The organism is Micromonospora sp. DT43 (genome assembly GCF_049841645.1).
GTDB lineage: Bacteria > Actinomycetota > Actinomycetes > Mycobacteriales > Micromonosporaceae > Micromonospora.
Genome location: NZ_JBNCKR010000001.1, coordinates 685603 through 704902, shown reverse-complemented (window position 1 = coordinate 704902; position 19300 = coordinate 685603). Strand labels below are relative to the sequence as shown.

The window sequence follows — 19300 nt, the reverse complement described above, 5'->3', positions numbered from 1 at the left end:
CCCGCCCCTTTTTCGTGTGCTCAGTACCCGAGACAGACGCACTCGGTCATCAGCGCTCGCACGTTGCGCACGTACGACGGATTGGGGATGGCGAGCGGCTTGCCCTCCCGCGCCACCGCGCCGTGCCCGTAGTTGTACGCGGAGATGACGGCGTTGAGCAGGCAGGAGTCCAGTTCGGCGGTGCACAGGTCCGCGTCGAGCCGGTAGTCGGCCTCGAAGTACATGTCGCCGATGTACTTGGTCAGCCAGGCCAGGTAGTTGGCCCCCAGGTACGCGTTGTCCTGGTAGTCGGCGATGGCGTAGCTCTGCTCGAACCGCTGGTTCATCCAGGTCGCGGTGTCCGGCATCACCTGCATCAACCCGACGCCGCCGTCGCAGGCGTAGATGTTGGACTGCCAGCCGCTCTCCTGCCAGGCGGTGGCCTTGACCAGGTCCAGCGGGATCTTGAGCTCCGGCGCCGAGCTGGGCCAGTAGGTGCGGCCGGCGGCGGCGCTCAGTGCCGCCTTCACGTCGGCGCGGCTCGCCTGGGTGCCCTTGTAGCTGGGCTTGCAGGACGAGGGGGCGGGCTTCGGCGGCGGCGGCGGGACCTTCGTCTCGGTGGGCGGCTTGGCGACCGCACGGGGCTTCGGCGCCGCGCCCGTGGAACGGGTCGGCTTCTTCGACGGCGAGGGCGACGCCGACGGCTTGCGGCTCGGGGCGGCGCCGAGGGCCGCCACCGCGCTCGCCGACGCGCTCGGCTCGTCGGTGGACTCGTCGACGGCGGCGTCCTCCACCGGCGTCCCGGTGACCGAGACGGAGGCGGCCTGGTCCTGCGGACGTTCCCCCTTACCGGCGCAGCCGACCACCCCACCGGCGAGCAGGAGCCCGGCGAGCACGAGTGCGCCCACCCGACCGGTCCGTACACGCATGGTGTTCCTCCCCCGTCTGACAGTCGCCGCAGACTAGCAAGGTTCGACCGGCCGGCGGGGCCCCTGCGGCGGCGGGACAGGGTCGGCCTGCTGCTCCCGGTCGCCCACCGCGCGGTCCCTGGTGGCCCAGGCGACCATGAACACCACAGTCCACAGCACCCCCAGCAGCACCGCCGCGGCCGTACCGCTCGCGGTGTCCAGGCCGAGGTAGAGCCGCGCGGCGCCAACCCCCAGCACGCCTGCGGCGGCGACCGTCCAGGCGGCCACCGCCACCGGCCAGTGTGTTCTGCGGGACACCAGCCAGGCCAGGGTGCAGAAGCTCGCCGCGACGATGGCGTTCTGGGTGGGGAACAGGACGGCCTCGTCCCCGATCAACTCGGCCACCACCGCCAGCACGACCAGCGGCACGAACGCGCCCACCGTGCCCACCACGCTGAGCAGGTCCGCCCGCCACGGCCGGTTGCGCCACGCGAGCACCGCCGCCACCAGCGCCACCAGCACGATCAGCAACCACCCGCGCACCAGCGACACCACGACCAGGGTGGCGTCGGCGGCGTCCGGGGTGCGGCGGGCCGCGAACCAGGCCGCGATCGCCCCGTCCAGCGCGGCCAGCCCGCTGTTGCGTACCACCACGGCGAGCAGGCCGGCGATGGCCAACCCGGCGGCGAAGAGCAGCAGCAGCCCGGCGGCCAGATTGAGCAGCAGCGTCCAGGCTGGCCCGATCCGCATGGCCACCAGGAAGAACAGCACCCCGTAGCGGGCGCTGAGCCAGCGCACCGGCGGCAGCGCGGCGGCCCGGGACAGCAGGGCGCGCACAGGATCGGGGTTGCGGCCCAGCCACCGCCCGGCGAGCACGACCCCCAGCAGCCCGGCGAGCAACGCCAGCGCCGCGCCGGTGGCCCGGCCGAGCAGCCGGGAGACCGTGTCGTACGACTCACCGGCGAGGTGACCGAGCAGCACCGAACCGCCGACCCAGGTCACGATGCCGGCCAGGTTCCACGGCGCGAACCGCCGGTACGACATGCCGGCCCCGCCCGCCAGCCGGGGCACCAGGGTGCGGGCGAAGGCCACCCAGCGCGCCGCGAACACGCCCCTGCCGCCGAGGCGGGCGAGCATCGCGTCGGCCCGGCGCCACCGCTCCGGCCCGACCCGGTGGCCCAGCCCGGCACGCAGCTTCGGGCCGTAGCGCCGGCCGGCGCGAAACGCCAGCGCGTCCCCGGCGAACGCCGAGACGATCATCGCGAGCAACGTCGGTCCGAGCCGCAAGGTACCGTTGTAGGTGAGGAAGCCGACGAGCAGCAGGGTAGCCTCACCCGGCACCAGCAGGCCGAAGATCACCGCGGTCTCGCCCGCCACGATCAGCGCGGCGACCAGGTAGATCCACAGAGTGGGCAGACCCTGCACCCAGGTCAGCAGGTCGTGCACTCAGGCCCCCGGGACACGGGAGCCAGCATGCCAGCCGGGGCAACGACCAGGACAGCAGTTTCACCATAGATCAGGGGCACCTGGGGGTGACCCCGACGCAGCCTGCGCGAGCGCAGGCGGAAGGATAGAGGGTATGCAGCTTCGCACCGACCTCCGCAACGTCGCCATCATCGCTCACGTCGACCACGGCAAGACCACCCTGGTCGACGCCATGTTGCGGCAGGCCGGCGCCTACGGTGCCCGCGGCGAGAACACCGAGCGGGTGATGGACTCGGGTGACCTGGAGCGGGAGAAGGGCATCACGATCCTGGCCAAGAACACCGGCGTGCACTACCTGCCGGCGGACGGCTCCGACCCGGTCACCATCAACATCATCGACACCCCCGGTCACGCCGACTTCGGCGGTGAGGTCGAGCGCGGCCTCACCATGGTCGACGGTGTCGTCCTGCTCGTCGACGCCAGCGAGGGCCCGCTGCCGCAGACCCGCTTCGTGCTGCGCAAGGCGCTGCGGGCCCGGATGCCGATCATCCTGGTGATCAACAAGGTGGACCGTCCGGACGCCCGGATCAAGGAGGTCGTGGACGACACCTACGAGCTCTTCCTCGACCTGGACGCCGACGAGGAGCAGATCGACTTCCCGATCGTGTACGCCTGCGCCCGCGACGGCATCGCCTCGCTGACCCAGCCCGCCGACGGGTCGGTGCCGGACGACAGCACCTCGCTGGAGCCGCTGTTCCGCACCCTGCTCGACACCATCCCGGCCCCCGCGTACGAGGACGGCGCGCCGCTGCAGGCGCACGTCACCAACCTGGACGCCTCGCCGTTCCTCGGCCGTCTGGCGCTGTGCCGGGTCCGCCAGGGCACGATCAGCAAGGGCCAGACGGTGGCCTGGTGCCGCACCGACGGCAGCACCCAGCGGGTCCGCATCTCCGAGATGCTGATGACCGAGGGCCTGGAGCGCAAGCCTGCCGAATCGGCCGGTCCGGGCGACATCATCGCTGTCGCCGGCATCCCCGAGATCATGATCGGTGAGACCCTCGCCGACGTGGAGAACCCGGTCGCGCTGCCGCTGATCACCGTCGACGAGCCGGCCATCTCGATGACGATCGGCACCAACACGTCACCGCTGGTGGGCCGGCTCAAGGGCTCCAAGGTCACCGCGCGGATGGTCAAGGACCGGCTCGACAAGGAGCTGATCGGCAACGTGTCCCTGCGGGTCCTGCCCACCGAGCGGCCGGACGCCTGGGAGGTGCAGGGCCGCGGCGAGCTGGCGCTTGCCATCCTGGTCGAGCAGATGCGCCGCGAGAGCTACGAGCTGACCGTCGGCAAGCCGCAGGTCGTCACCAAGGAGATCGACGGCAAGACCTGCGAGCCGGTCGAGCGGCTGACCATCGACGCCCCGGAGGAGTACCTGGGCGCGATCACCCAGCTCCTCGCCACCCGCAAGGGCCGGATGGAGCAGCTGGTCAACCACGGCACCGGCTGGATCCGGATGGAGTGGCTGGTGCCGGCGCGCGGCCTGATCGGCTTCCGCACCGAGTTCCTCACCGACACCCGGGGCACCGGCATCCTGCACCACGTCTTTGAGTCGTACGAGCCGTGGTTCGGCGAGCTGCGCACCCGTAACAACGGCTCGCTCGTCGCCGACCGGGCCGGCGCGGTCACCGCCTTCGCGATGACCAACCTGCAGGAGCGCGGGCAGCTCTTCGTCGAGCCCACCACCGAGGTGTACGAGGGCATGATCGTCGGGGAGAACTCCCGCTCCGACGACATGGACGTCAACATCACCAAGGAGAAGAAGCTCACCAACATGCGGCAGTCGACCTCCGACGAGACCGAGAAGCTGGTCCCGCCGCGCAAGCTCACCCTGGAGCAGGCGCTCGAGTTCTGCCGCGAGGACGAGTGCGTCGAGGTCACCCCGGCCACGGTGCGCATCCGCAAGGTGGTGCTCGACCAGCAGCAGCGCGGCCGGGCCACCGCCCGCCGCAAGCACGCCGGCTGAGGACACCAGCACCCGACACCGGGCGCGTCGGCCGCTTGCGGCCGGCGCGCCCGTCGCTTTTCCGGCGGGGGTACGCGGGCCCGACCGCCAGGTGATCGGCTACGGTCACCGGCATGACCTGGGACGATCTCGACGCCCATCTGGACCGGGTGCCGGGCACCGTCTCGGCGTACGTGTGTCGCGTCGACGCGTCCCCGACCTGGACCCGCCACGCCGACGCCGGCCACTACGCCGCCAGCACCATGAAGGTGGGGGTGCTGGCCGCGCTGCACCGCGCCGCCGAGGCCGGCACGCTGGAGCTGGACGCCGACGTCCCGGTGGTCAACGAGTTCGACTCGGCCCAGCCCGGCGCGCCCCGGTTCTCCTGCGCCCCGCACTACGACAACGACGACGCCGTGTGGAACCGGCTCGGCGGCGTCGCGCCCCTGCGCTGGCTCGCCGAACGGATGATCGTGCGGTCCAGCAACCTGGCCACCAACCTGGTCCTCGGCCACGTCGGACTGCCCGCGGTGGCCGAGGTGTGGTCGCTGGCCGGTGCCCGCGACAGCGTCACCGGCCGGGGCATCGAGGACTTCGCCGCCCGCGAGGCAGGCATCACCAACACCGTCACCGCCGCCGACCTGGCCGCCCTGCTGGGCGCGTTGGCCAGCGGCGCCACGATTCCCGGCCGCCTCGCCTCACCGGCCGGCTGCGCCGCCATGCTGGACGTGCTGCTCGCCCAGGAGCACCGCGAGGACCTGGCCGCCGGCCTGCCCGAGGGCACCCGCATCGCGCTCAAGAACGGCTGGGTACGCGGTGTACGCCACAGCGCCGGCGTGGTGCTGCCCGAGGACGCCCCGCCGTACGTGCTCGCCGTGTGCACCACCACCGACCTGGCCGGCGGCGACGACGATGTCGAGGACGACGCCTGCCGGCTGCTCGCGCACATCTCGGCCCAGGTGTGGGCCGCCCGCCACCGCCTCTGATCCCGCCGCGCCGCTCACTCCAGCAGGTGCGCCCGCAGCGCCTCGACGACCTCGTCGGTCAGCCCCAACCCGTCGCGCAGGTACGCGTCGAACGAGCCGTGCACCCGGCGTACCTCCTGGTAGCCGGCGTCGAGGTACGCGGCGCGGACCTCCAGCACCGGCAACACGGCGTCGGCGTCCAGACCGGGCTGCCGGCGTCGCATCGCCTCGATGATCACCGCGCGCAGGCTGTCGGTGAGCGCGTTGTTGCGCAGGTACTCGGCGCGGATCGCCGCCTCGTCCACGCCGAGCGCGCTGAGCAGGACGACGGTGAGCCAGCCGGTGCGGTCCTTGCCGGCGGAGCAGTGGTAGAGCAGCGGCAGGTTCTCCGGCCGGGCGGCCAGCCGCACCGCCGCGCCGAAGTTGACGCGGGCCGCCTCGCCGGTGACGAACCACCTGTAGATCTCGGCCATCGCCCCCGCCGTGCCCTCGCGGGCCAGTTCCGCGTACGCGTCGAGGTCGTGGCCGAGCAGCACCGCCGAGACGTACGTGAAGACCGGGTGCTCCGGGTCGTGTACCGGCAGGTGCACGATCCGCGGCTCGCCGGTCAGCCGGTCGGCCGGGGCGACGTCGATCTCGGCAGAGGCGCGCAGGTCGAGCACGCAGGCCGGCCCCAGCTTGGCCAGCGCACGCAGATCCTCGTCGGTGAGCCGACCCAGCGCCGGGGTGCGTATCAGCCGTCCGGGGCGCACCCTGCGGCCGTCGACGCCGAGCAGCCCGCCCAGGTCACGGGCGTTCGGTGCGCCCACCAGCTCCCAGTCCCGTACGACCATCCGGTGTCCCCTCCCGCCGTGTGCCTGCGTATAGGGTGCCCCACATGACGATCTCGGCGGTACGCACCCACCGGGTTTCTGCCCCCTTACACACCCCCTTCGTCACCGCGCTGCGCCGCACCACCACCGTGGACACCCTGATCGTGGAGCTGATCGACGCCGATGGTCGCTCCGGCTTCGGCGAGGCGCCGCAGGTGTGGCAGGTCACCGGCGCGTCGGTCGCCGGCGCGCAGGCGTGCGTACGGGAACTGCTCGGCCCGCTGCTCACCGGGCGTGACCCGGACGACCTGGTGGCCCGGTGCGCCGAGGTGCAGCGCGCGGTGGTCGGCAACGAGGCGGCGAAGGCGGCGGTGGACGTGGCCCTGCACGACCTGGCCGCGCGGCGGCTGGGCGTACCCCTGGTGCGGTTGCTCGGCGGCACCACCCTGCGGGTGCCGACGGACGTCACCCTCGCCGCGGGCGACGCGGTGGATCTGGCGACGGCCGCCCGCCAGCGGCAGGCCGACGGCTTCGGCGTGCTGAAGCTGAAGGTGGGCACGGACGCGGCCGGCGACCTGGATCGGGTACGCGCGGTCCGTGCGGCGGTCGGCGCCGGGATCCGGATCCGGCTCGACGCCAACCAGGGCTGGACGCCGCGCGAGGCGGTTCGGGTGATCCGTGGCATCGAGGACGCCGGGCTGGACGTGGAGTTGGTCGAGCAGCCTGTCGCCCGCTGGGACCTGGACGGGCTGGCGTGGGTAAGCGACCGGGTGTCCGTGCCGATCCTGGCCGACGAGGCGGTCTTCGGGGTCCGCGACCTGGTCGAGGTGATCCGTCGCCGGGCCGCCGACCTGGTGAACGTGAAGCTGGCCAAGTGCGGCGGGCTGCACTCGGCGCGCACCCTGCTGGAGCTGGCCGCCGCGCACGGGCTCGGCACGGTGGTCGGGTCGATGATGGAGAGTCAGGTAGGCATCGGCGCGGCGGCGAGTCTGGTCGCCGCGTACGGCACCACGGCCGTCGCCGACCTGGACGCCGCCTGGTGGCTGGCCTGGTCGCCGGTGCAGGGCGGGATCCGCTACGAGGGGCCGACAGTGGTGTTGCCGGACGCGCCTGGCCTGGGCATCTCCGGCCTTACTGAAGTAAAGATGCAGGGCCGTAGTTGATGATCGTTGGTTTCTTTCATAGGGTGCCCCCGGGACAGCCGACACGAGCTGGGGGTTGACGTGGAGCTCCGACCGGGCCGCGAGGCCATCGTCCGAGTCGCGGTGGCGACGCTCTGGTCCTCGCCCGAGGCGGTCCGGCCGGTCGACGGTCCCGCGCTCAGCGCCGGCGTCGACATCCCGACCTGGGTGAGCGGAATGGACACCGACCAGCAGGTGGGCGACTGCGTGCTGAGCCAGCTCCTGCTCGGCGAGCGGGTGCTTGTCGACGAGCTGCGCCCGGACGGCTGGGCGCGGGTCGTGGCCGTCGAGCAGCCGGCCGCCAAGCTCGATCCCCGCGGCTACCCGGGTTGGCTGCCCACCGACCAGTTGACCCCCGTGGGTCCCAGCGGTGACCCGCTGGTGGTGGACGCCACAGTCACCGCGCTGCGCACCGCCCCGGACGGGCCGGTGGCGCTGCCCGGTGTCGTCGTCGGCACCCGCCTCGTCCCGGCCGGCGCGGCCCGCGACGGCTGGCGGCCGGTCCACGTCCCCGCTCAGGCAACGCCGCTCTGGCTGCCCGACGGGCACCTCGTCCCGGTGCCCGCCGCGCCACCCAGCGCCGTCGACGCGCTCGCGGTGGCCCAGCGACTGTTGGACACGGTCTACATCTGGGGCGGGCTCTCGGCGTACGGCATCGACTGCTCCGGCCTCGTCCACCTGGCCTGGCGTCGGTTCGGTGTGCTGCTGCCCCGCGACGCCGACGACCAGGCCGTCGCCACGACCCCGCTGCCCCTGGGCGCGGAGCGCCCTGGCGACCTCTACTTCTTCGCCCGCCCCGGCCGGAAGATCCACCACATCGGCATCGTCACCGCCGTCGCCGACGGTCCGACGGACCGGCGGATGCTGCACGCCTGCTACCGGCGGCGGCGGGTGCTGGAGGAAGCGCTGCCGGACGACCGGCTCGCCACCCTCGTCGGCGCGCACCGGGTCTAGCTGCGGGCCGCACACCGGTCGGGCCCGCCTGCGGGCCCGACCGGCGACGGTTCAGCGTCGAACCCCGGCCAGCTCGCGACGCCGGTCCCGGGCGGACTTCACCAGGCTGGCGATGGTGGCGATGCCCAACGTGCCGATGATGACCAGCAGGGACAGCCAGATCGGGATGTGCGGCGCCCACCCGACGTGCTCCCCGCCGTTGATGAACGGCAGGTTGTTGTCGGCAAGCGCCTCCAGCACCAGCTTGACGCCGATGAAGCCCAGCACGACGGCCAGCCCGTAGCTGAGGTAGATGAGCCGGTCGAGCAGGCCACCGAGCAGGAAGTAGAGCTGCCGCAGACCCATCAGCGCGAAGACGTTCGCGGTGAAGACCAGGTACGGCTCCTGCGTGATGCCGAAGATCGCCGGGATCGAGTCCAGAGCGAAGATCAGGTCGGTGGTGCCGATCGCGATCATCACGATGAGCATCGGGGTGAACAGCCGCCGCCCGTTCTCGTGGGTCGTCAGCTTCGCGTCGTCGTAGCCCTTGGAGATCGGCAGCGCCCGGCGGCTCCAGCGGATCAGCAGGTTCTCGGAGAACTCGTCCTCGTCCGGCTCACCCTGACGGGCCAGGTTGACAGCCGTGTAGATGAGGAACGCGCCGAAGATGTAGAACACCCAGGAGAACTGCGAGATCAACGCCGCGCCGGCGGCGATGAACCCGCCACGCATCACCAGCGCCAGCACGATGCCTATGAGCAGCACCTTCTGCTGGTACTGCCGGGGCACCCCGAAGCGGGCCATGATGATGACGAAGACGAACAGGTTGTCCACCGAGAGGCTGTACTCGGTGAGCCAGCCGGTGTAGAACTGCCCGGCGGGGCTCGCCCCGGCGGTCAGCCACACACCGGCGCCGAAGAGCAGCGCGAGGCCCACGTAGAAGGCGACCCACAGGCTCGACTCCCGCACGCTCGGCTCGTGCGGGCGCCGACCAATGATCAACAGGTCGACGAGCAGCACCGCAGTCAGTGCGACGAGGGTCCCCGCCCACACCAATCCGGACACGTCCAACGTTCATTCCTCCGGCAGACACGCGGCGTCGGGCACACCGTACGCCCCCGTGAGGGCTGGCGTGCCGCTGTCGCTCACTCTGGTGACTGTCGGAGGTCTCTTCCGCCCCCGACCCGCGAACGGGACGGCGACCGACGAAGCCGGGTCGAGCGCCGAGGTGCCGGCGAACGTCCGTGCTGACGACTTCGTCACGGGGGAATACTCCCCTCCTTGGTGACCATTGTTGCCCACCACTCGCCGTGATCACACCCCGGGCGTGCGGTGGCGGGTCAGGGACGGCACATCGCCTATCGCTTCCTAGGAGGCTAGTGCGTGTCGGAGGTGACGATGGGGTCGGAGAGGGACCAACCGGCGGCGAGCAGGGCGTCACAGACCTCCACGGCCCGCGCCAGCCGGACGGCGTGCGACCCGGTCAGCTCCACCACCGGCACGCCGCAGCCCGCCAGCTCGGCCCGGAACCGCTCGGTCATCCAACTCCGCAGGTGCTCGCCGTCGCGCAGCCCGTCGTCGTCGAAGGGCACACCCCGGTCGTCGGTCAGCAGGTACAGCGCCGGCCGGCGGGCCGCCGCCCGCACCTGCGGCGACGCGCTGCCGAGGTAGCGCTCCTCCCAGACCGCGGTGGCCCGCGCGTCGGTGTCGCAGATCAGCAGCGGCCCCGACGAACGGGCCGCCGCATCCTCGGCCGCCTGCTGCTCGCGAACCACCGCGCGGAAGTCGTCGGAGTCCCACCGGACGTCGAAGACACTCGCCTCCGGCGACCGCTCCCGCAGCCGGGCGAGTTTGCGGGCCGTCAACTCCCGGCCGTACTCCGGCACCCAGGACGTGCCGTAGTGGGCGGCGAGCGCCGCCGCCATCGTGGTGGTGCCTGTCGACTCGGCGCCGACCACCACCACCCGCCGCACGAACCAGGCCCGCACCGGCGGGCTCAGAAACCGCCAGGACCCCGCCGGGTCCGCGCGGACGGCTGTGCCGGACACCGGCACGGTCCGCCGATCCGGATCCACCGCCACGGGTACGGCGTCGAAGCGGCGGGCCAGCTCCACGCCGTACGCCTCGGAGGAGAACACCGCGTCCACCGAACCCGGTCCGACCGCCTCGCGGAACACCGCGCAGTGCGCGTCCCAGACCGCCGGATCGGCGTAGTCCACCGGGTGGTCGTCGTACCGACCGACGAACCGGACCCACGGCGTGTCCGCGTGCACCTCCCGCAGCCAGTCCAGCCGCAGGTGGAGGGGAATGGACTCCCGCCGCGACGGCGCCACCACCACGGTGACGGTGGCGCAGCGGGCCGCGGCGGCCGCGATCAACGCGTGGTGGCCGGCGTGTGGCGGGTAGAACTTGCCCACCACCATCCCGTGCCCGAACTCGGGAACCGGCGCCCGCCCCGGCCGGCGCGGCGTCGGCGTGCGCTCGGGTGTCCCGGCGCTCACGCGGTGGCCGGCGCCGGGCCGGGCGGCACCGGGGTCGGTCGGTCGAGGCGGCGCAGGTCGGCCTGCCAGGCACGCAGCCCGATCACGCACAGGGCGAGGAACACCAGGTACAGCACGGCGGTCAGGTGCAGCCCCTTGTACGCGTACAGCGGGATGTAGATCAGGTCGGCGGTGATCCAGAGCCACCAGCTCTCCACCCGCTTACGCGTCTGACCGTACGTGGCCAGCAGGGACAGCGCCGTGGTCAGCGCGTCCGGCAACGGCACTGTCGAGTCGGTGGCCCGGTCCAGCAGGGCCCAGAGCGCGCCGGTGAGCAGCACCCCGACGACGGCCAGCAGCAGCCACTCCCCCCGGCCGGTCCGACTCACCTCGAGTCGGGTCCGCCGCTCGCCGCCGAAGAGCCAGTGCCACCAGCCGAAGCAGCCGAGCGCGACGTAGACGACCTGCAACCCGGCGTCGGCGTACAGGCCGGCGGCCCAGAACAACAGCATGAGCAGCAGCACGTTGGCGATGCCGATCGGCCAGTTGGCGATCCGCTGCCGGGCTACCAGCCACACGTTTACCACGCCGGTGGCGAACCCCAGCAGTTCCGCCCAGGTGGTGCCGGTGCCGGCCACCCGGAACGCGGTGCCGGTGAGCCAGTCGATGATCACAGTGCTCCTCCCGGGCACCCACCCTAGGGTCTGCGCCGACACGGGAACAGACCCCGCGACACCGGGGCGGTTCCCCGTCGTGGGAGGCTTTCCGGCATGGTGCTTGAGGTCGCGCTCATCGACGTACTGCCCGGACACGAGGACGCGTTCGCCGCCGCGTACGCCCAGGGTCACCCGGTGCTCGCCGGGACGCCCGGCTGCCGGTCGGTGCGGATGACCCGGGGCATCGAGTCCCCCACGCGCTTCGTGCTGCTTGTCGAGTGGGACTCGGTCGAGGCGCACGAGAAGAACTTCCGGGACACCGAACGGTTCGCCCAGTGGCGGGCGCTGATCGGCCCGCACTTCGCCGGGCCGCCGCTTGTCGAGCACTTCCTCGACGTACCGGCCTGAGTGGAGCTGTCGTACCCCGCGGCTATCGTGCCTTGCGCACGCGCCGGCCGCCGGCCCCGACGGACTCGGGGGCGCCGGGTCCGGGGGCCGCGCGAGCGGCACCCGTCGTCACTCGCCGACCCGGCGGGCCAGCGCGGTGACCGTCTCCTCGGGTGACAGGGCGGCCGCCAGCAGCGCCTCGGTCATCCGCTCGTACCTGTCGACGTCGAGCACCGTCGCCAGCCGGACGTCGGTGGTCAGCGCCTCCAGCATCACCGTCCGCGGGTCCGCAGGGTCGGGAAAGGCATACCAGGAGTACGGGGTGAGCGGGTGCAGCCCGCTGCCGGCCACCCCGCGGGGCACGAGTCGCACCGTCACGTGGGCCAGCCCGGTCACCGTCACCAGGTGTCGCAGCTGCTCATGCCAGACGTCGACCGGCAGGTCGCCCCTGTCGCACGCGGCCTCGGCGAGCACCGCCGTGTAGCGCGGTGGCTCGGCTCGACGCAGCACCTCCTGGCGCAGCGCCCGGGCGCGCACCTCCGTCTCCACGTCGACCTCCGGCGCGAGCAGGGTGCTGGCGGCGACCCGCGACCGGGCGTACGCCGGCGTCTGGAGCAGCCCCGGCACGACCGCCGGCTGGTACTCGACGATGTCGGCCGCGCCCGCCTCCAACTCGGCGTAGATGCGCTGCCGTTCGCTCATCTCGCCGAGCGTCTTCCACCAGCCGCGGCTGGTGGCGGCATCCCGCGCGATCACGATCAGCGCGTCACGGGCGGCCGCCGGCACCTGGTAGATGTCGAGCAGGTCCAGCACGTCGGCGAGATCCGGACGGCTCTGCCCCAGCTCGATGCGGGACAGTTTCGAGGTCGAGGCCCAGCCCAGCCGGTCGCAGACCTGCTCCAGGGTCAGCGCCTCGCGCCGACGTAACTGACGCAGCTCGGCGCCGAGCCGCGCGCGTCGAATGACAGGACTTGTTGGCAACGGCATCCCCGCCTCCCCATCGAGGGAGCGTACGCAGGACGATCACCCAGTGCAATAGTCTGCTTGCGCACCGCAATCGGCTGGTCCGCCGACGGGCCGGGCGAGGCCTGTCCCGTCCGCGCGAAGTTCGCACAATCCGGGCTGGGCGGCACGGGCGGTGGCATGAATCCGGGCCAGGTGGCATACGGTGGCCGTCGCTCCGGGTCGTGGCTGGCCAGGGCGCTGCGATGGCAGCCCGGCGGGTTGGCCGGCGTCCAGCATGAGAGCGGTACATAGGATGGGCTGATGAACCCGCCTGGTGATCTCATAGGGCGGCAGGCAGAGGCCGAGCTGCTGACTCATAACTCACTCAACGGGGCGACCGGCGGTATCTGGCGGGTGAACCGCGATGGCCGGAATACGATCCTGAAGATCGCGGCCCCGCCCGGCCGGAACGGGGTGCCCGCGCACTGGGCGGCGAGCACCGACCAGGGCCACTGGAACTACTGGCAGCGAGAAGCCCTGGCCTACCGCGATGGGCTGGCGAAGACTGCCTATTCGGCGGCGGGCATCCGCGCTCCGGCCCTGCTGAAGTGGACGGACCGGCCCGACGGCTCGGTCGCGCTGTGGCTGGAGCACGTCGACGGCGTACCCGGCACCGCGGCAACGCCCGCGATGCTTGGCGACTTCGCCGAGCGGCTCGGCGCTGGGCACGCGTCCTGGCTAGGCCGGCGCCGCACCGAGCCATGGTTGTCCCGCGACTGGCTGCGCGACTACACCACGACCCGCCCCGTCACCGAACCGATTCCCTGGGACCATCCCACCGCGGCCTCCGCCTGGCCGCACGACCTCCGGACCAGCCTACGAGAGCTTTGGCTACGCCGGTACGACGTGCTGCGTGCCACGGATGAGCTCCCCCGCACCTTCTGCCACCACGACGTCTGGCCGACGAACCTGATCGTCGACGACTCGGGGCCGGTGCTGCTGGACTGGAGCTTCGTCGGCCCAGGTCCCCTCGGCGAGGACGCCGCCAACCTCATCCTCGACACGTTCTTCGACGGCCTGGTCGACCTGGGCCTGATCGACGAGGTCGTCGAACTGGTCACCACCGGCTACCTTCGCGGCCTCGCCGGCGCGGTGGACGCCGCCACCGTCCGCCGCGCCATCCAACTCACCGGCGCCGCGAAGTACTTCTGGTTAGCCCCCATGATGCTCAACCGCCTCGTAACCACGCCCACGGACAGCCGCCAGACCTACGACCTCCGTAACACGGTCACCATGTTCACCGGTCGCCGCCGCCCGTTGGAGTTGGTCGCCGCCTGGTTCCAGAAAACCCGCTGACCCCAGCACCAGACCGCCATGCGCGTCGAGTGGGACGACGAGGCAATCGGCCTGCCGTTCGGGCAGCCCGGCCCGCCGTCACTTCACGCCTGCGGCGTCCATGCCGCGCAACTCCTTCTTCAGGTCGGCGACCTCGTCGCGGATCCGCGCCGCCAGCTCGAACTGCAGCTCACGGGCGGCGGCCAGCATCTGGTCGTTGAGCTCCTGGATGAGCTGGGCGAGGTCGGAGCGGGCCATCCCCTCCCGGGACGTGGTGGCGGCGGCGGACCGACTGCGGCTGCGGGTCTCCTTGACCGGCGCCTTGCCCCGGGAGAGCTGACGCGCCGCGCCGCCGACCCGGGAGTTTTCGGTGTCCTCCGCCTCGCGGTAGATGTCGTCCAGAATGTCGTGGATCTTTTTGCGCAGCGGCTCCGGACTGATCCCGTGTGCCTCGTTGTGCGCGATCTGCTTGGCGCGACGCCTGTCGGTCTCGTCGATCGCCGCCGCCATCGACGGAGTGATCTTGTCGGCGTACATGTGCACCTGGCCCGAGACGTTACGGGCGGCCCGCCCGATGGTCTGGATCAGCGACCGGCCACTGCGCAGGAAGCCCTCCTTGTCGGCGTCCAGGATCGCGACGAGGGACACCTCGGGCAGGTCCAGACCCTCGCGGAGCAGGTTGATGCCGACCAGCACGTCGTACTCGCCCTTGCGCAGCTCGCGCAGCAGCTCCACCCGGCGCAGCGTGTCGACCTCGGAGTGCAGGTAGCGCACCCGGACGCCGTTCTCCAGGAGGTAGTCCGACAGGTCCTCGGCCATCTTCTTGGTGAGCGTGGTGACAAGCACCCGCTCGTCGCGGTCGGTCCGCAGCTTGATCTCGTGCATGAGGTCGTCGATCTGACCCTTGGTCGGCTTGATCACGACCTGCGGGTCGACCAGCCCGGTGGGGCGGATGACCTGCTCGACGAACTCCCCCTGGGCCTGCTCCAGCTCCCACGTGCCCGGGGTCGCCGACAGGTAGACCATCTGGCCGACCCGCTCCAGGAACTCGTCGAAACGCAGCGGCCGGTTGTCGGCGGCACTGGGCAGCCGGAACCCGTGGTCGATGAGCATCCGCTTACGGGAGGCGTCACCCTCGTACATGCCGCCGATCTGCGGGATCGTCACGTGCGACTCGTCGACCACCGTGAGGAAGTCGTCCGGGAAGTAGTCGAGCAGCGCGTGCGGCGGGCTGCCGGGCAGCCGCCCGTCCATGTGCATCGAGTAGTTCTCGATGCCGGAGCAGAAACCCACCTGCCGCATCATCTCGATGTCGTACGTGGTGCGCATCCGCAGCCGCTGCGCCTCCAGCAGCTTGCCCTGCCGCTCCAGCTCGGCCAGTCGCTCGGCCAGCTCCACCTCGATGTCGCGGATCGCCCGCTCCATCCGCTCCGGACCTGCTGCGTAGTGGGTCGCCGGGAAGATCACCAACTGGTCGACCTCACGGACCACGTCGCCTGTCAACGGGTTGAGGTAGTAGAGCTTCTCCACCTCGTCGCCGAACAGCTCGATGCGGACCGCCAACTCCTCGTACGCCGGAATGATCTCCAACGTGTCGCCGCGGACGCGGAAGGTGCCCCGCTGGAAGGCCATGTCGTTGCGGGTGTACTGGATGTCGACGAGCCGGCGCAGCAGCTGGTCGCGGTCGAGATCCTGCCCGACCTCGACCCGGACCGCCCGGTTGAGGTATTCCTCCGGGGTGCCCAGACCGTAGATCGCCGAGACGGTCGCCACCACGATCACGTCGCGGCGGGTGAGCAGCGACATCGTCGCCGAGTGCCGCAGCCGCTCGACCTCCTCGTTGATCGAGGAGTCCTTCTCGATGTAGGTGTCGGTCTGCGGGATGTACGCCTCGGGCTGGTAGTAGTCGTAGTACGAGACGAAGTATTCGACAGCGTTGTGCGGCAGCAGCTCGCTGAACTCCTTGGCCAGCTGCGCGCAGAGCGTCTTGTTCGGGGCGAGCACCAGCGTGGGGCGCTGCAGCCGCTCGATCAGCCACGCGGTGGTGGCGCTCTTGCCCGTGCCGGTCGCGCCGAGGAGCACCGTGTTGCGGTCGCCGCGCCGCACCCGGCGCTCAAGGTCGTCGATGGCGGCCGGCTGGTCGCCGGCCGGCTGGAATTCACTGACGACCTGGAAGCGGCCGTCGAGCCGGGGAATGTCGAGCGCCATGACCTCAACGGTACGCCGCAGGTCCGACAGGTTCGGCCGTCGCGCAGGGTGTGTGATCGGCTTCAATATTCCCATTGTGTGGCCCATGTCACCGGGACTACCCTCTCCATGTAGGCCGCTCGCGGCGGCCGACCGGGCCGGAGGCCAGGCCATCATCAGGCCGGCCGCCCCCGGCACAGCGGTCGCAGCACCCGGCTCGTCCGGCGTGCGCACCCGTGTGGTCGCGCTCGAGGCGCAGACCGGCCGCCGCGAGCGCCCCTGCCGCTCCGCCCTCAGCTCGGCCCCCCTCAGCTCGTCATGCCTCGGCTCGTCACCCCGTGCCGTCCCGCCCGTTTCACATCCGTGGACTCCTCTCCGGCACCGGCGCGCGGCCCCTCCCCCGACCCTGGCGGGCACACGATCGAGCCGGACGCCACCGACACCGACAGCCCTGGCCCCTCCCGGGCGAACCGCCGTCGGCGGACGGTGCTGCTGCTGCTCGCCCTGACCGCTGTGACGTCCGCCACGGCGCTTGTCATCGGGCTGCTGAGCTGGGCTCCCGACCCGCCCGCGCCGGCCCGGCCGCTGACCGTGCCGGAGGCCGAGCGGCTGGCCGCCATGCGGGTCACCAACCTTCGGGACCTACGCGCCGGCGTCCACGTCACGGCCGGCACCGGCGCCTCCCGTACCGACCTGGTGGGTTGGGTGGACTGGTCGCGGCCCCTGCTCTACCTGGATGTGGGCGGGCCGGGGGCGGGCACCGAGCGGGGCCTGCTGCAGAGCGCCGGTCCGGTGCTGGTCACCCGACCGGACCCGGCGGCCGTGCCCACCCCGGCCGCGCCACCGCTGGTGCCACCGGCGGACCGCTGGCGGCTGCGCCACCTGACGCCCGGCACGGGGCTGGCGCCGGTCCTCGAACTGCTCCTCGGCCTCGCCGCCGACCGCCCCGACCCCGCGCTTGACGGCGGCGCCCGCTGGGTCGCCTCGGACGTGGTCGCGGCCGGGCCGGTGGACGTCCTCCAGGCGCCGCTGCCCACCGCGACCCCACCCGCCCCCGGCAGCCCGGGACCGGTCAGCACGGCGGCGAACGGTCGGGACGGGCCGACCCGTTACTGGCTCGACCGGGATGGCCGACTGCACAAGCTGGTGACCCGGTTGCCCGGCGTCGGCCCGGTCACGGTGCTCCTCAACCGGGTCGACCGCCCCACGCTGCGCCCGGTCGACGCGCTCGGTGGCCGCCCCGGCCTGCCGCGCGCGCTCACGGACGCCGAGCAGCGCCGGCTGGACCGGCTGCCCGCCCGGCTGCGCGGCCAGCGCGGTGCCACGCTGACGCTTACCGCGCCGGTGGGCACGGACACCAACCTGCGGGGTGCCGGCTGGTTGAGCTGGGCCGCCGGCACCGCGTACGTGGCTGTCGCCGACCTGGGCGTACCGGATCGCCGGACCCTGCTGCACCGCGACGCCGGCGGTCTGTCCCGAACGGATCTGCCGGCCGAGACCGGTGGCGGCGGCGCCGCCGACACTCCCGGCCGGCCGCCGTTTCCGGTCCCGGGCGGGTCGTGGCGGTCCACCCGGTCCGCCCGCGACGATCTCGACCTACTGGTCGACGCCGCGGTGGCCGCCGCCGGGCCGGTGCGGCAGAGCGGCGCGGCCGTGCGGGTACGTGAGGACCTCGCCGCCGGACGGACCGTGGACGTCGTGGAGCTCCGCACGGCCGACGCGCGCCTGCGCTACTGGATCGACCGGGACGGCTCGCTGCGCCGGGTGGAGCTGCGCACCGGCCCCGGCGCGTGGGCGCAGGTGGACCTCAGTCCCACTGTGGTGCCCCGTCTCGGCCCGCCGCCGCGCGCCACCCCACCGAGCGGCGCACCCCGGCGCTGACCACGCCCTCCCGCCCGGCGGATAGGGCTCTCAGGGCCGCCAGCCGGTCCGCGCGGCCCACTGCTCGGCGCGCAGGTACTCCTCGTCGAACCAGGGGTCGCGGGCCGTGCCGGAGTCGCCGACGGGCGGCGCCGCGTCGACCAGATCCCGCTTGAACAGCAGGTACGCGGCCCGCTGATCCGGATCGGCGCGCAGGTGGTCCCGCATCAGCAGCGCGTACCGCCAACCCGGCGACCCGGCCTCCCGCACGTGCAGGCGTACCGGGCGACCCGGGTCGGCGCTGCCGTGCAGCCGCTTCTCCCACCGACCCCGACCGGCCGGGCGCGGATCGTCCCACCAGTGCCCCGGCACCCGGGGAAAACCCGCGTTCGCCAGCCGGTCGGCCAGCGGCCCGTCGGCGTCGGCGAGGCGGGGCACGGCGATCTGCACGTCGATGACGTCGGCAGCGGCGAGACCGGGCACCGCTGTCGCACCGATGTGGTCGATCCGCAGGTCCGCCGGGGCCAGCGCGTGACGGATCCGGGCGGCCAGCCGCGCATACTGCTCGGACCGGCCCGGATCGGCCTCCACCCCGTCGCCGCTGCCGGACGGTGGCACGACCCGCCGCTGCCGCAGGTTGTGCTCGTAGGGCTGCAGCCGCTGCCGCCACAGCGTGTCCACCGCGGCGTGCAACGCCGCCAGACTTCCGTCATTTGTCAGCACCACATCCGCGGCGGCGCGCCGACGGGCGTCGTCGGCCTGCGCGGCGATCCGCCGCTCGGCCTCCGCGCGGTCCATCCCCCGGTCGCGTGTCAGCCGCTCCAGCCGGGTCGCCACGGCCGTCTGCACCACGATCACCAGGTGGTACGTCGGGGCGAGCCCCACCTCCACCAGCAGCGGTACGTCGTTGACCACGATCGCGTCCGGGGCCGCCGCGGCGACCAGCTCGGCCGTACGCGCCCGCACCCGGGGATGGGTGATCGCCTCCAGCCGACGGCGGGCGGCCTCGTCGGAGAACACCACAGCACCCAAGGCGGCGCGGTCCAGCGCACCGTCGGCGTCCAGCACCTTCTCGGAGAAGGCGGCAACGATCTCCGCGAGGCCCTCCGTACCCGGCGCGACGACCTCCCGGGCGACCTGGTCCGCGTCCACGAGCACCGCACCCAACTCCACCAGCCGCGCGGCCACCGCGCTCTTGCCCGACCCGATCCCGCCGGTCAAACCCACCCTCAGCACCCGACCAGT

Annotated in this window: 16 protein-coding genes; 7 read left to right on the top strand and 9 right to left on the bottom strand. The window is 72.4% G+C overall.

Annotated features, from left to right (window positions below; all coding sequences use genetic code 11):
* Positions 1–20: 20 nt before the first annotated feature.
* Complete coding sequence (locus ACLQ26_RS03260; protein ID WP_425743026.1) at positions 21–908, bottom strand: transglycosylase SLT domain-containing protein; 888 nt, start codon at positions 906–908, stop codon at positions 21–23.
* A 33-nt stretch (positions 909–941) separates the two neighbouring features.
* Positions 942–2333: a DedA family protein gene (locus ACLQ26_RS03255; RefSeq protein WP_425743024.1), complete on the bottom strand. Its 1392-nt coding sequence runs from the start codon at positions 2331–2333 to the stop codon at positions 942–944.
* Between the two features lie 133 nt (positions 2334–2466).
* Here ACLQ26_RS03255 and typA point away from each other — a divergent pair, with 133 nt between their 5' ends.
* Together typA and ACLQ26_RS03245 are read left to right on the top strand one after the other, a co-directional pair.
* The gene (gene typA / locus ACLQ26_RS03250; RefSeq protein WP_425743022.1) at positions 2467–4335 is read left to right on the top strand and encodes a translational GTPase TypA; all 1869 of its coding nucleotides are present in this window, start codon (positions 2467–2469) and stop codon (positions 4333–4335) included.
* A 113-nt stretch (positions 4336–4448) separates the two neighbouring features.
* Positions 4449–5300: a serine hydrolase gene (locus tag ACLQ26_RS03245; protein ID WP_425743021.1), complete on the top strand. Its 852-nt coding sequence runs from the start codon at positions 4449–4451 to the stop codon at positions 5298–5300.
* A gap of 14 nt (positions 5301–5314) precedes the next feature.
* On the opposite strand, the gene ACLQ26_RS03240 is transcribed toward ACLQ26_RS03245, so the two are convergent.
* A complete protein-coding gene (locus ACLQ26_RS03240; RefSeq protein WP_425743020.1) occupies positions 5315–6112 on the bottom strand; it encodes a tyrosine-protein phosphatase in 798 nt (265 codons plus the stop codon).
* Positions 6113–6156: 44 nt separating this feature from the next.
* Here ACLQ26_RS03240 and ACLQ26_RS03235 point away from each other — a divergent pair, with 44 nt between their 5' ends.
* Positions 6157–7254 carry a mandelate racemase/muconate lactonizing enzyme family protein gene (locus ACLQ26_RS03235; protein ID WP_425743019.1) on the top strand — a complete coding sequence of 366 codons (1098 nt, stop codon included), beginning with the start codon at positions 6157–6159 and terminating at the stop codon, positions 7252–7254.
* A gap of 60 nt (positions 7255–7314) precedes the next feature.
* A complete protein-coding gene (locus ACLQ26_RS03230) occupies positions 7315–8226 on the top strand; it encodes an NlpC/P60 family protein (RefSeq protein ID WP_425743018.1) in 912 nt (303 codons plus the stop codon).
* Positions 8227–8277: 51 nt separating this feature from the next.
* On the opposite strand, the gene ACLQ26_RS03225 is transcribed toward ACLQ26_RS03230, so the two are convergent.
* The 3 genes from ACLQ26_RS03225 to pnuC form a co-directional block, all read right to left on the bottom strand.
* The gene (locus tag ACLQ26_RS03225; protein ID WP_425743017.1) at positions 8278–9276 is read right to left on the bottom strand and encodes a TerC family protein; all 999 of its coding nucleotides are present in this window, start codon (positions 9274–9276) and stop codon (positions 8278–8280) included.
* A 305-nt stretch (positions 9277–9581) separates the two neighbouring features.
* Positions 9582–10706, bottom strand: coding sequence for an AAA family ATPase (locus ACLQ26_RS03220; RefSeq protein ID WP_425743016.1), 1125 nt, complete (start codon positions 10704–10706; stop codon positions 9582–9584).
* Positions 10703–11359 carry a nicotinamide riboside transporter PnuC gene (gene pnuC / locus ACLQ26_RS03215; RefSeq protein ID WP_425743015.1) on the bottom strand — a complete coding sequence of 219 codons (657 nt, stop codon included), beginning with the start codon at positions 11357–11359 and terminating at the stop codon, positions 10703–10705. The genes ACLQ26_RS03220 and pnuC overlap by 4 nt, the downstream gene beginning before the upstream one ends.
* A 96-nt stretch (positions 11360–11455) precedes the next feature.
* Between pnuC and ACLQ26_RS03210 the strand changes: the two genes are divergently transcribed.
* Positions 11456–11749 (top strand): antibiotic biosynthesis monooxygenase family protein, encoded by a 294-nt coding sequence (locus ACLQ26_RS03210; protein ID WP_358111217.1) that lies wholly within the window; start codon positions 11456–11458, stop codon positions 11747–11749.
* Between the two features lie 108 nt (positions 11750–11857).
* Here ACLQ26_RS03210 and ACLQ26_RS03205 read toward each other — a convergent pair whose 3' ends face one another.
* Positions 11858–12715: a helix-turn-helix domain-containing protein gene (locus ACLQ26_RS03205; RefSeq protein ID WP_425743014.1), complete on the bottom strand. Its 858-nt coding sequence runs from the start codon at positions 12713–12715 to the stop codon at positions 11858–11860.
* A gap of 279 nt (positions 12716–12994) precedes the next feature.
* Here ACLQ26_RS03205 and ACLQ26_RS03200 point away from each other — a divergent pair, with 279 nt between their 5' ends.
* Positions 12995–14029 (top strand): phosphotransferase, encoded by a 1035-nt coding sequence (locus ACLQ26_RS03200; RefSeq protein ID WP_425743013.1) that lies wholly within the window; start codon positions 12995–12997, stop codon positions 14027–14029.
* 78 nt (positions 14030–14107) lie between these two features.
* Here ACLQ26_RS03200 and uvrB read toward each other — a convergent pair whose 3' ends face one another.
* Entirely contained in the window at positions 14108–16216 is a 2109-nt protein-coding gene (uvrB, locus tag ACLQ26_RS03195; RefSeq protein WP_425743012.1) for an excinuclease ABC subunit UvrB, read from the bottom strand.
* A gap of 342 nt (positions 16217–16558) precedes the next feature.
* Here uvrB and ACLQ26_RS03190 point away from each other — a divergent pair, with 342 nt between their 5' ends.
* Complete coding sequence (locus tag ACLQ26_RS03190) at positions 16559–18076, top strand: hypothetical protein (RefSeq protein WP_425743011.1); 1518 nt, start codon at positions 16559–16561, stop codon at positions 18074–18076.
* A 30-nt stretch (positions 18077–18106) separates the two neighbouring features.
* On the opposite strand, the gene coaE is transcribed toward ACLQ26_RS03190, so the two are convergent.
* Positions 18107–19291, bottom strand: coding sequence for a dephospho-CoA kinase (gene coaE, locus ACLQ26_RS03185; RefSeq protein ID WP_425743010.1), 1185 nt, complete (start codon positions 19289–19291; stop codon positions 18107–18109).
* Positions 19292–19300: the final 9 nt, after the last annotated feature.